Genomic DNA, 13,251 nt, shown 5'->3' with positions numbered 1-13,251 from the left:
CTTAGTTATTTTGTGCCCTTAGTAATAAGCGACAAATTAAATCAACCTCTTCAAGCGTTAGGTCATAATATAGGGGTAGGCACAAGACTCTTTTTGCAATATCGTCTGCAATCTCCAAACTTTTCGCCTCAATATAAGGAAGTGCCGAAGCTAAAGAAGGATAAAAATATCTTCTTGAGAAAATGCCGTAACTCTGTAGATGATTGATACTCTTCAGGAGAAGTTCTTCGTCTTCAAAAACTATTGGATAGTATGAATTGTTATTTTCAGATTGTGGATGCCAAATTGGTCTTCTGGCTTTTAAAGTCGATAATTTTTCATCGTATTGTTTTACTAAGATTGCTCTTTTCTCCTGAATTAATTTTATATATTTTAAATTCGCCAATCCCATTGCTGCATGAAATTCGGAGTTTTTGCCATTAAGTCCCAATTCCGCAAAATTTTCAGGGCCGTCAAAACCAAAATTTCTAATGTATGCCAATTTCTTAAGTAATTCTGCATCTGTAGAAATCAGTAAGCCACCTTCAACAGAATGGTATAGCTTTGTTGCATGTAGCGAGCATGTAGAAATATCCCCGAATTCAAATATTGATTTTCCGTCTATTTCCACGCCAAAAGCATGTGCAGCATCGTATACAACTTTTAAATTATGCTTTTTTGCAATCTTTTCAATTTGTGCAACATCACAAGGATTGCCATAGACATGTGTAGCTAAAATAGCTGAGGTTTTTTCTGTAATGGCTGCTTCAATTTTTGAGGCATCAATATTTAAAGAATTTTGGTCAATATCAACAAATATTGGTTGACAACTTTCCCATACAATACAACTCGTAGTTGCGACAAAAGAAAAAGGGGTAGTAATAATTTCACCTTTTAGATCAAGTGCTTTGATTGCCATTTGAAGTGCAACAGTTCCGTTCGACACAAACAGCAAATGAGGAACCTGCAAATGGTCTTTCAGTTCCATTTCTAATTGGCTCGAAAGAGGCCCCATATTGGTGAGCCACTTTCTTGTCCAGATACCAGCAATATATTTTTCATATTCTTCTTGAGGTGGAAGAAATGGTTTTGTTACAGGAATCATAATTATTTTACTTTAGCAAAAATGATTGTTTCTTCTGCGTTAATTGTATAATGTCCCAATGAGAGTTCATATCCACAATTTAGATCAATAATCCATTTCGGTATGTTTACAAAGTCTTCCATGCTGTGATAGATAGCTATAGCAAGTTTAGGACGGAATTTTTTTATAGTATCTATAGCTCCTTGTAAAGCTAAAGGCTCTGCTCCCTCGATGTCCATTTTTATGAAATTTACTTTGTCAATCTTATTTCTATTAACAAAGTCATCTATTGAAATAGTAGTTGTAGTACCGGTTCTATTTTCAAAGTCTTCGGAGGAAATCTGACTTGATGGTCCATTGTCTACATAATAAATTTTTTCATCTGAGATATCTGATACAGGATTTTCTACAAGTTTGATGATTGAGTTTAATTCTGGATTCAATTGAGTATTCTTTTTGTGAATTTGAATATTATTTGGTATAAACTCAAATGAATAAACTTTTCCTGTTTTACCAGTTTTTGCCGCAAAATATAAAGCAGTATCTCCCCAACAGCCACCGATATCTAAAACTACATCTCCTTTTTCGACACCAACTATCGTTTTGCCATTTTCTTTGTAAGCATATTGCTCTAAAATAAAATCTATGACAATTCCTATTTCTACAAAGAAAAAAGCAATTTTATAACCCAAGGGATTTAAGTCAAATTTTTCCAATACATAATGTAGAAAATTTGGGTTTATGGTTTCACCCTTGATTTTAAGATCTTTTACTTTTTCTAAAGCACTCCAATACTCCTTATTGTTGCGTGGGAGTTTTACTTTTGTATAGCCAAGTAATCTATATGAAACTAAACTGACGAGCAAATTTTTGCCATTTCTGTTTAAATTTTTATATAGAAAATCTAATCTTTCAGCGTATTCAACTAATAAGGGATATGGGCTGGGAGTTTTGGGTTTTGATTTTCGGTAAATAACATTTTTTATAAGGTTTTTTACTGATTGTTTAAGCCCTATTGATTTCGTTGTTTTTTTGGAAACTCTGTCAACTTCACTCGTAATCTCTGGAATATATTCACCAAATCTTTCTTCATCAAAGTTTTCTCTCCCGTAATTGTTATTTAAAGACCTTTTAAGATTGTCTGTAAGTGCTTTTTCAAAATTGTTCATGATCTGTATATGTTTTGTAATTTGGTAAGTATTATCTTACCAAGAAAATTTAGTCATCAACTCTTACCATACTGGAATCGAGTAAAATAGGGGTCCAATTCTGCTCTGTATTGGATATTGTAATATTAATAACCCTATGTTCTTTATAAAGAATATCAGAATTTGGGGACTTGCTAAAGGTCACGGTAACTGAATATAATCCCTTTGAGAAGTTGAAATTGTTAACTTGGAAACGAATTTTAATAGCACTATCATTGTCGAACCTATCCTCAAAAAATTGATTTTCTGGTAGTATTTCGGCTATTGCACGTTGTTCCTTATCATATATTGCAAATACAGTATAAGGAATATTTTTGAGGTTTGTATTTTTAATTTCTAATTCAATGGTAAAATTACTATTCCATTCAATATTATAAAAATTGTCTTTTTTTTCTTTGTCAATAATTTTTGTATTTAATAAAAGAATTTCTCCAGTATCAAAAACGATTTCGCTATCCTCCTCCGTTTTAAACATGTCATAATACAGATCAATTCCTTTTCCCGTATTAGCCCCTTGATATATCACAGCACCATGATCCATTAAAATTATTTCATTACAAATTCTGGATACCATGGGCATACTGTGAGAAACAAATATTAATGCTGTATTTGGTAATAATTCATCTATTTTTTTGAAACATTTTAAAACAAATCCCAAATCACCTACGGCAAGTACTTCATCTATAATCAGAACATCTGGTTGGAGGTGGGACGCTATTGCAAAACCAAGTCTTACTTTCATTCCAGAAGAGTAGTTTTGAATAGGCATGTCAATGAACTCCCCAATTTCAGAGAACTCTACGATAGAATCCATTCTGTCTTCAACCTCTTTTTTGGTAAAGCCTAAAATAGACGCATTGCTGTAAATATTTTCTCTTCCTGTCAAAATAGGATTAAAGCCTGCTCCCAATTCAATGAGTGCCCCAATCTTGCCTTTCATTACAATCTGCCCTTTGTCTGGAGCATAGAGACCGTTAAGTACTTTTAGTAATGTGCTTTTTCCTGCACCGTTGTGGCCGATTAAACCGATGCATTCGCCTCTGCGAAGTTCGAAGCTGATGTCTTTTACTGCCCAGAATTCTTTAGGACGGAGATCTTTGTTGATCTTTATTCCTAATGTACTTTTAATAATATCTGATGCTCCGTATTTCAGAGAGGATTTCAGATCCATAGAAAATTTCTTGGATACATTCTGTACTGAAACTAAAACTTCTTTTTCTTCATTCTTCATCTCATCCACCGATTTTTTCGATTATAATAGGCATTGATTTTCGGAAAATTACCATTCCTACCAACATCAGAATAAAACTAATCCCTGCCAATACCAATGAAAATGTGATGTTTTGAAGGTTCATATTGGTGAGACTACTTCTGGCATCATTAAATAAAAACGTAAGCGGATTAAGTTCAAAAAGTTTTTTAAAAAGACCCTGTTTAGGAACCGCATAAACGACTGGGGTAATGTACATCATAAAGGATACTCCCGTTGTTACTATTTTACTGATATCTGTATAAATAAGGCCAATAGGTGTAAACAGTAAACCTACGCTGAGGGAAAACACGATGATTACTGCTAAAATTAATGGGAAATAGAGAATGCCAACACCAGGATTGATTCCATACACCACAAGTACTCCGACAATTAATATGAGTTTTAGAATGAGATTAAATATCATTTTATAAAGCCCGGACATCAGAAGTGCTTCTTTCGGAAAATTGATTTTGGAAAGCAAACCTCTGGCACCATTCACTGACGTCAGAGGAATAAAGAGTGTCTCACTGAAGATACTCCATAGCGTTGTTCCTATAACAACAAACGCAATGTAGGGGAGGCTTTGATCTGCATTAATATTCACAGTTCCTGAACTGCTTAGAAAAATCCATACTAAAGAATTGGTGATAATTGGCATAAATGCCCAGAAGAACCCTAAAAAAGATTGTCGGTACTGAGATTGTAAATCCCGTTTAGCCATTTGATAAGCCAAAAAATTAGATGACTTGGTATCCTGAAAAATTGATTTCAGTTCCTGGAAAAAGTGGGTCTTCTTATCAGATGTGTATACTGTGGTTTTCAAAGAGGGAATTTTTGTTGCAAATTTAGTGTTTTTAAAAGTATAGAGACGGAGGAGGAAAAGAGCCAGGTAAAAAGTGAAAAGAGCCAGGTGGAATTGTGTTTTGAAGATTTGGGATCAGTACTAAAAAGTTTACCGCTAAATCACTAAACAACTATACCACCCTGTTTCCTGCTACTTTATCAGTTTCTTCAGATACTCTCCGTAGCCGCTTTTACCATATTTAGCAGCGGTTTCCAACAGTTTTTCTTCATTGATAAAACCGTTTCTGAAAGCAATCTCCTCAATGCATCCGATTTTGAAATCCTGCCTTTTTTCAATGACTCTTACGAATTCTGACGCGTCATTTAGGGAATCAAAAGTTCCGGTATCAAGCCACGCCGTTCCTCTGTCGAGTACACCTACTTCAAGTTTGCCTTTTTGTAGATAAACGTTGTTGATATCAGTGATTTCCAGTTCGCCACGTGGGGATGGCTGGATGTTTTTGGCAATTTCTACAACTTCGTTATCGTAAAAATATAATCCCGGAACAGCGTAATTTGACTTTGGCTGAGTCGGTTTTTCTTCAATAGAAACAGCTTTCAGATTTTCATCAAATTCTACCACACCATATCGCTCAGGATCGGCAACGTGGTAAGCGAAAACAACACCTCCGTCCGGGTTGGTTTTGTTTTGAAGCAATGTTCCCATTTCAGAACCGTAAAAGATGTTATCTCCCAAAACCAAAGCAGCAGCATCGTTTCCGATAAACTGTTCGCCAAGGATAAATGCCTGTGCCAGTCCGTCCGGACTTGGCTGAACCTTATATTCAATATTACACCCGATCTGCGAACCGTCACCCAAAAGTTTGATAAATCCTGCCTGATCATGAGGAGTAGTGATGATTAAAATATCTTTTATCCCAGCCAGCAGTAATGTTGACAGCGGATAGTAAATCATTGGCTTATCGTACACCGGCATCAGCTGCTTGCTTACAGCGATCGTCAGTGGATAAAGTCTTGTTCCGGAACCTCCGGCTAATATGATACCTTTCATTTTAAATACGAATTACACGAATTTTTTCGAATTACACTAATTCTACTTAGATTCTGTTTTGGTTACAAATTAATTATTCTTTTGTGTTTTAAGGATTTCTCGCCAAAATTGATGAGTAAACCTAGTTTTTTATGAGTCGCTTTTAGATAGTTTAATGTCTGTTTAGTGAAATTGTCGTGCAGAAATGATACAGATTTTATCTCTAAAATGATATCATCGTAACAGACAAAATCAGCATTGTACTTTTTATCTAATTTCTCACCGTTGAAAAATAAATTTAGCTTTACTTCTCGCTGATAAGGAATATTGTTTTTAATAAATTCCTTTTCTAATAACTCTGCATATACCGCCTCTAAAAAACCAAATCCCATAATGGAATGAATATTCATACAAATTCCGATAATCTTATAACTTTCGTCCTTGTAGATGATTTTCTCTTCCATCAATTTGTGAAATTCGTTTTAATTCGAGTCATTTGTATATTGCGAAGCATAGTATTTCTGATAATCACCCGAAGTGATATTTTCTAACCACTCTTTGTTTTCTAAGAACCAATCGATTGTTTTTCCTAATCCTTGCTCAAATGTTACTGAAGGTTTCCATCCAAGGTCTTTATTTAGTTTTGTAGCATCAATAGCATAACGCTTATCATGACCTGGCCTGTCTTTTACGTAAGTGATCAGTTTTTCAGAATGTCCTGCAGGATTTCCAAGCTTTTCATCCATTTGTTTGATGAGTTCTTTCACCAAATCAATATTCTGCCACTCGTTGAAACCTCCGATGTTGTATGTTTCTCCCGTTTTTGATTCGTTGAAAATCTGGTGGATGGCTTTGGCGTGGTCGATTACAAATAACCAGTCTCTTGTATATTTTCCGTCACCGTAAATTGGTAATGGTTTTTCATTGATGATATTTGAAATACAAAGTGGGATCAACTTCTCAGGGAAATGGTTCGGCCCGTAATTGTTTGAACAGTTGGACAGGATAAACGGCATTCCATAGGTGTTTCCGTAAGCTCTTACCAAGTGGTCTGAAGCAGCTTTGGAAGCTGAATACGGAGATTGAGGATCGTAAGGTGTGGTTTCTAAAAAGAATCCTGTTTCACCTAAGCTTCCGTAAACCTCATCGGTTGACACGTGATAGAATAAATTTTTTCTCGGCTCGTTTGGAAATCTTCCGTGCGTGTGATCTGGGTTTAGCGTCCAGAATTCGATGCAGAGGTTCAGCAGGTTTGCAGTTCCGTTCACATTCGTATTGATGAATGCATTGGGATCTGTAATACTTCTGTCAACATGAGATTCGGCAGCCAGGTGCACTACCGCGTCCGGATTGTATTTTTCAAAAACCTTTCTTAATTCTTCAGGTTTTGTGATATCTGCTTTTTCGAAAACATAATTGGGTTCGTTTTCGATATCTTTCAGGTTTTCTAAATTTCCGGCGTATGTTAAAGCATCAAGATTGATGATAGTAGAATCCGGATTGTTTTTTACAAATTCACGGACAACGTGTGAACCAATGAAACCGGCACCTCCGGTGATGATAATGTTTTTCATAGTGTGTATGCATTTCCTGCAGATTTCAGCTGCAGTTATTCATATTGAACCCTGCCGGGTTCCGAATTGATTTTTAACTTTGATCCATGGGTTTCACCCACGGTTATTATTGTTGAACCCTGCCGGGTTCCGGATTTTTTTTATCCCAGATCCAAAGGCTATTATTTTTGAAACCTATCGGGTTCTGAATATTTTTTGCCAATTACCATAGGTTTCACCTGCAGATATTAATATTGAAACCCTTTGTGGCTTCCAAACTTCCGGTTTCCGGTATCAAAATATTCATTCGCCCCTGGCTCTTTTTACTTTTACCCTGGCTCTTCTGAATGACTCTTCTTACTTTTGCTCTGGCTCCTGACCCACAGTTTTCCTTCCTATAGATTTATAGAAAAATCCATTCTGCTCAGGAATTTCCAGCGGGAACATGTTTCTTCCGTCAAATATCGCTTTACCGGTCATTTTTTTAGCCATCAGATTAAAATTCGGATTTTTAAATTCCGGCCATTCTGTTGCGATAAATAATGCGTCTGCGCCTTCCAGTGCATCATACATGGTGTTGCCGTAGGATATTTTGTCACCTAATATTTTTCTTACATTTTCTTCTGCGATAAGGTCATAGGCAACGATCTGTGCACCTTTCTCAAGAAGAAGTTTTATATTGTCTAAAGAAGAGGCTTCTCTGATGTCGTCTGTATTGGCTTTAAAAGCCAGTCCCCACACCGCAATTTTCTTTCCTTCAAGGTTACCTCCGAAATATTTTTCAATTTCAGATACCAGGATTACTTTTTGTGAAGTGTTTACATTTTCGGTAGCCTCTAAAATCTGGAAATTAAATCCATCATCTTTCCCTGATTTAATCAGTGCCTTCACATCTTTTGGAAAACAGCTTCCGCCATATCCGATCCCCGGGAAAAGGAAACGGTGGCCAATTCTGTCGTCGCTGCCCATACCAAGTCTTACTTTGTCGACATCGGCACCTACTATTTCACAGTAGTTGGCAATCTCGTTCATAAAAGTGATTTTTACCGCTAAAAATGAGTTGGATGCATATTTCGTGAGTTCGGATGATTTCTCATCCATAAATATAATAGGAATTCCGGTATTGGTAAATGGTTGGTAGATCTGAGCCATAATATCTTTTGCTCTATCCGAACCTGAACCTACAACCACTCTCGCAGGGTTCATAGAATCTTCTACAGCAAAACCTTCTCGTAAGAATTCAGGGTTGGAAACTACATCAAAGCTGATATTGGTCTTTGCAGAAATAGTTTCCCGTACTTTATCTGCGGTGCCTACGGGAACGGTACTTTTATTAACGATCACTTTGTATTCCGTCATCATTTCACCAATATCATTGGCAACTCTCAGAACGTAGGAAAGATCTGCAGATCCGTCTTCACCAGGTGGAGTAGGAAGGGCAAGGTAGATGACCTCGCTTTTATCTAAAGCTTCTTTTAGATTGGTAGTAAAAAACAGTCTTTCAGACTGAATGTTTCTGAGGAACATTTCTTCAAGATTCGGCTCATAGATCGGGACAATGCCCTGCTTCATGCCTTCTACTTTTTTTTCATCGATATCTACACAGTACACCGAGTTTCCAAGTTCTGCAAGTGTGGTTCCGGTAACCAGACCTACGTAGCCAGTTCCTACAATAGTAATATTCAAAATTGTATGTTTTTAATAAATTTTCGACAAAAATACTAAAAATTGTAGAACGGTCTTTTAAATAAGTGATAAGTTAGTTCAGAATGATATGAAAAACTGTTTATACAATTATTAACATTAGTAAAGTTGGAAGAAGTTTTTAAGACTCACTAAAGTATTATTTTTAATATCTGGGAAGGTACAGTAAAAAAACTGGTTGATTATTTTTTAACTTCATTTCTGATATTGTATACTTCAAAATAAAGCCAAACAAAATAGTTTTTGTGTGGCTGTATACATAATCTCTGTGTCAAAATGTTTTATTTAAATAATACAAGATTTTTACATATTTTTTTCTTTTGTACACTTCTGTCTTGGTACGTTAAAGTATAATCTACAGTATCCTTGCCTATAAAGCAACTTCCTCCTACAATATTATAATTTCCAATACAAATATTTTCTTTGACGGCAGAATTCAATCCTAAAAAACACTCTTTTCCAATTTTTACATTACCTGCTATAGAAGTTCCCGAAAGCAACGAATCACTTCCAATAGAACAGTGGTGACCTATACCAGCTTTAATTAGAATGCAGTTGTTCTCTATAGTGACAAAAGGTTGTATTACGCTTGCCTGATCGATAAAGACATTTTTTCCAATTACAAGATCAGGCCACACGTTAGCTTTTGAACATATATAGTTGGCAAATTGATAACCAGCCTGTTCTACTTTGTGATAAAGAAAAGATCTTGCACTGTTTCTTCCTACAGCAATATGCATTAAATAACTGTCCGGAGGGAATTTTAAGAGAACATCATTAAAACTGAGAATGGGAAGACCGAAAACTGATTCTCCGGCAGCCTGAAGAAAATCCTCATCTACACAAAATGCGGAAACTTCATACTTACTATCATGCGTAAAAGAGTAGTAAATAAATTCAGCAAGTTTACCTACTCCATAAATAATAATTTTATTCATGAGTATAGCATATTATATGTTTTAGATTTTTGCTTGTAATTTTCATTTAGTAAGTAGTTTTTAAGGTTGAGTTTAGTTTTTATAGATATGAATAAACGGTGGTAAATATATAAACAATCTATTAATCATAATGTGATTCTACGCTTAATTTGTCTGCCTTTTACTAATTTATTAATAGAAGTGATAAGATTGCCATCCTTATAGGAATAAAACTTAATACGTTTTTAAGAAGTTGATATCTTTTGTGACGTTTTGTTAAGTAGAGTATTTTGAATATAATCTTTAAAATGAAAGGTTATAGAATAATATCGGTAATCACATCTTTTTAAAAAATTAATTTGCCAAAGATACTTTTAGTATCAGTTGCTCCGAAGCTTATAACAATCACGATAAGTATTTGATTTTACAGCGGCACTGCAATTTTTTAAGTACCTTCTCGTTATCTTATGTGAGTCATCGTTTTGAGGAACTTCATTAATTCTTCTATCTGGGCCTTACAGATTTCTTTTTGCTGAGATCTTAAAATCTAATTTCTTGTGAAAGATTCAAAGGTTTGTATTTATTTGCTTTTCAGTACTCTGATACACTATTTGTCACAACGGTTTTTATTTGAAGATTGATAATTTATATTGATATTTAACTCACCTCATCATTCTGTCTTTTGTTAATGATTATAATTTGTCTCAAAGTCATCTAATAATTTACTCCCTATCACACTTTCCCTGAGTTCGTTCATGAGCTTTTCCACAATCATTTTCATTTGATCTGCTTTTTCTTTATTGATTTTTGTAAGTTGATGGTGTACTTTCATATTATAGTCGATGTAAGGGAATATGTTTGTAAAAAACTGCTCAAATAGATGGTTGTGCCTGTATATGTCCTTATCAGCATAAATACACAACTTCCAAAGGGCTTCGCTTGTAAGATAGTTTGGCAGATAATAGGTTTTCACAAAAATATAGGATCTGCAAAATGACAGGAAAAATAAGGAGAAGATATTAGGTAATCCCTGATAGATTTCTGTACCGCTATCTAATAATCTGTTAAGTTGCAAGGCGGTTTCAAGGGTAATCTTATAGTGAAAATACAGGTCATTATGTTGTGGATGATATGGCATTTGCCAGTGCAGTTCCGGATGAAATTGATCTGAAGAATAGACCAGATATTTAGCCTGCATAATGTAAGAGAAGAAATTCTGGTATTGATATAGATTCTTTTGGATCCAGTATCGGTCGTGACCAAGAATTAAAAATCCGTATTGATCTCCGGACATGCTCTTCAGGGATTGATTGATGGATTTCAGTTTCTCATTATTCAAATTTTTACCAATCAATAGCAGATAGAAAGTTGTTATTTCTCCATATACTGTTTTATGAAAAGAGTAGATCTGTTCCGGTTCGGTAAAAGTCAGAATTTTGTTGATAGCAAGATCAAGTATTTCATCTTTCGGATACTCTTCGGGTAAAATTACATTTTGCTCAGCATTGCAGATCTTTTCATATTGTTTTTTGATCAGATGTTTCAATTCATGAAAGCGGCCTTCGATGAATGTAAACAGCGAATCTTCAATATTACGTAATGATGCAAACATTTCTGTATCATAAATAATATCACCTTCTTCAATTGCCTTTTTTGCTTTGTAAAAGAGTTCAGTAATAAAGTATTCCTGCTGATTTTTTCTAACAAAACAGGATTTGAGTTCCGGAATGTAAATAATCAAATTGTTTATTCTTTGGTTCAGATCAATATCACTCATCCTGCTTCCGGTGTACAAATCTTCCAGATATTCGAGATCATACTCAATCAGTTCTTCGAAAGTGGTGAAAACACTGTTACATGAATCCTCTGCTATAAGCCTTTCCAGCTGCACCCGACGAATTTCGTGGTCGTGATGAAATAAATCCTCGTACCGGCAGAACAACTTACGGTATTTCTTCCATAATCGATGACGCAACAGTGAATATCTTGAATCTTCATTCTGGTAGATCACTGATGATTGTTGGCATTGGTATTCGATGAACGGATGACCTTTTGAGAATTGATATTTGAGTCTGGAATAATCAATAAAATAAATATAGACCTGATATTGTTCTCTGACTTCCGCAACCCATTTTTTTGACTGTAATTTTACAGCATCTGCATTTTTAGAAACGGAGATCAGCAGGTGTGATTTCTTTGAGTTCTTTTCCTGCTTGTAGAATATCTGAACAATTGAATAGTCGTGTACAAGCTGATCCAATGTATTTTCCAGGAACTCGTTGGCGAGAACTGAAAACGGAGATTTATTTGGAGTTTTCATAGCTGATCGTTTTAAGTTTCATAATTACTGTCGTAGTATATAAAGATGGCCTCAACAAATAAGCGGACCAAGACAAACCATACCATCATATCGATATGTAAATCCATTTCGGGATTGCTGTCAAATCCCAAAGTCAGTTTCAAAACAAAATCAGGGTCTTTCATGTTTTCTTGATATTTCTTAAAGTAATCAGTTCCTACTATTGATAATATTAGTAGGAATAGCTCATTAATACATTCCTCGGAAGTGATTGCATTCATTATATAATTGATGCTATCAAATTGAGTCACATCATCGACCTTGCATTTGCTCAAATTCCCTTTATCCTTGTCAAAGTAAAAATGAATGAGTAATAGCAGACAGGACAGCAGTCCTGCCGTCTTGACATCCTGGACGCTTGCATCTTTGATATCAATCTTTCCTGATAGTAATTTCTCCAATTCGTATGCTTGAATCAAATCCGGATAGCTGTCGAGCAGTTCTGAAAGTCTGGGATTATTCAATTCGTCAAGCAGTTTAAATGTCCCAATTTCCAGATCTTCTCCTAGAGAATTCTGAACCAAAATACTTAATGCGATCTCAGCTTGCTCTCTTGTTTGTACAAGCTGTTTCTCTTTACTAAAGGGTGTGTTCTTTTTCATGTCAATAATTTTGCTTTAGTAAAGTTGACGAAGAAGTGAAGGATATTCTATTCTAGAAAGGGATATATTATTCAGAATTACCCTTCATGTATTTTTGATCTTTTCTATTCCACGCTCGCGCATCAACTGTGCTGCATCAAGCATTTTGACCATATGGATATACGGTGTTATTAGATCAATGTCAACAAACTCTTCTACGAAAGGAGATGCTGAAAGATGGAAGATCTCACAGAGAAAGAAATCAAATTCGGCAATGGTCTTTTCGGCAAATGCTCTTTGGAAAACAAGGAAAGGATTAAGATATTCGTCCTTTAATAGAGAAGCTTGATGCAGATAAGACCAGCTTTCGGGTGCTTTTTTGATCTTCCATTTTTTGTCTTTGCGCTGTATCCTTACACAGGCTTTCAGGAAAGAGCGGAAAGCAGTGTAAAAAACAAATAACTGTCCCGGATAATCACTATTGTAAACTTCTTTCTTTTGGACAAACAACATTGCGCCTGTCAGGATTTGCTTGTGTGAATCCAGATCTGCATAATCAAAAAAGGAGTCGATCAGTGCAAAAGGATTCTCAATCTCTTCTGCTGACCAGAAAAAAGATTCCAAGGATATTTTAGACTTTTTCATAGGAAAAGGATTAATATGATGGAACTAAATTCTGCTGTTGCCGATGACTAATCTATTCTTTTAGCGAATAAAATATCCGCTGGAAGGGATATTTTACAGGATAATTTTTTAACTTTACAATTCAGACGAATTACC

12 protein-coding genes are annotated in these 13,251 nt (G+C 35.2%); all 12 read right to left on the bottom strand.

Translation table 11 applies throughout. From position 1 onward, the window contains the following. Position 1: 1 nt before the first annotated feature. The 12 genes from ASG21_RS00330 to ASG21_RS00275 all read right to left on the bottom strand — a co-directional run bounded on the left by ASG21_RS00330 (position 2) and on the right by ASG21_RS00275 (position 13,116). Positions 2-1,084: a DegT/DnrJ/EryC1/StrS family aminotransferase gene (locus tag ASG21_RS00330; RefSeq protein ID WP_056074479.1), complete on the bottom strand. Its 1,083-nt coding sequence runs from the start codon at positions 1,082-1,084 to the stop codon at positions 2-4. Positions 1,085-1,086: 2 nt separating this feature from the next. Next, a complete protein-coding gene (locus ASG21_RS00325; RefSeq protein WP_056074477.1) occupies positions 1,087-2,232 on the bottom strand; it encodes an FkbM family methyltransferase in 1,146 nt (381 codons plus the stop codon). 49 nt (positions 2,233-2,281) lie between these two features. Next, positions 2,282-3,502 carry an ABC transporter ATP-binding protein gene (locus tag ASG21_RS00320; protein ID WP_056074474.1) on the bottom strand — a complete coding sequence of 407 codons (1,221 nt, stop codon included), beginning with the start codon at positions 3,500-3,502 and terminating at the stop codon, positions 2,282-2,284. A 1-nt stretch (position 3,503) separates the two neighbouring features. Continuing rightward, complete coding sequence (locus ASG21_RS00315) at positions 3,504-4,346, bottom strand: ABC transporter permease (RefSeq protein ID WP_056074472.1); 843 nt, start codon at positions 4,344-4,346, stop codon at positions 3,504-3,506. A gap of 171 nt (positions 4,347-4,517) precedes the next feature. Beyond that, positions 4,518-5,378 carry a glucose-1-phosphate thymidylyltransferase RfbA gene (gene rfbA / locus ASG21_RS00310; RefSeq protein ID WP_056074469.1) on the bottom strand — a complete coding sequence of 287 codons (861 nt, stop codon included), beginning with the start codon at positions 5,376-5,378 and terminating at the stop codon, positions 4,518-4,520. A 62-nt stretch (positions 5,379-5,440) separates the two neighbouring features. Further along, positions 5,441-5,821, bottom strand: coding sequence for a GxxExxY protein (locus tag ASG21_RS00305; RefSeq protein WP_056074467.1), 381 nt, complete (start codon positions 5,819-5,821; stop codon positions 5,441-5,443). A gap of 18 nt (positions 5,822-5,839) precedes the next feature. Then, on the bottom strand, positions 5,840-6,931 hold the full coding sequence (gene rfbB / locus ASG21_RS00300; RefSeq protein ID WP_056074465.1) for a dTDP-glucose 4,6-dehydratase: 1,092 nt from the start codon (positions 6,929-6,931) through the stop codon (positions 5,840-5,842). A gap of 336 nt (positions 6,932-7,267) precedes the next feature. After that, positions 7,268-8,596: a UDP-glucose/GDP-mannose dehydrogenase family protein gene (locus ASG21_RS00295; protein ID WP_056074464.1), complete on the bottom strand. Its 1,329-nt coding sequence runs from the start codon at positions 8,594-8,596 to the stop codon at positions 7,268-7,270. Between the two features lie 299 nt (positions 8,597-8,895). Beyond that, on the bottom strand, positions 8,896-9,552 hold the full coding sequence (locus tag ASG21_RS00290; RefSeq protein WP_056074462.1) for an acetyltransferase: 657 nt from the start codon (positions 9,550-9,552) through the stop codon (positions 8,896-8,898). 664 nt (positions 9,553-10,216) lie between these two features. Next, positions 10,217-11,851, bottom strand: coding sequence for a hypothetical protein (locus ASG21_RS00285; protein ID WP_056074461.1), 1,635 nt, complete (start codon positions 11,849-11,851; stop codon positions 10,217-10,219). A gap of 11 nt (positions 11,852-11,862) precedes the next feature. Further along, complete coding sequence (locus ASG21_RS00280; RefSeq protein WP_056074458.1) at positions 11,863-12,492, bottom strand: hypothetical protein; 630 nt, start codon at positions 12,490-12,492, stop codon at positions 11,863-11,865. Positions 12,493-12,576: 84 nt separating this feature from the next. Next, positions 12,577-13,116 (bottom strand): hypothetical protein, encoded by a 540-nt coding sequence (locus ASG21_RS00275; RefSeq protein WP_056074457.1) that lies wholly within the window; start codon positions 13,114-13,116, stop codon positions 12,577-12,579. Positions 13,117-13,251: the final 135 nt, after the last annotated feature.

Origin of the sequence: Chryseobacterium sp. Leaf394 (genome assembly GCF_001424105.1) — a bacterium.
Classification (GTDB): domain Bacteria; phylum Bacteroidota; class Bacteroidia; order Flavobacteriales; family Weeksellaceae; genus Chryseobacterium.
Note: the sequence above shows the minus strand (reverse complement) of the source record. Positions and strands in the feature narration are given on the sequence as shown.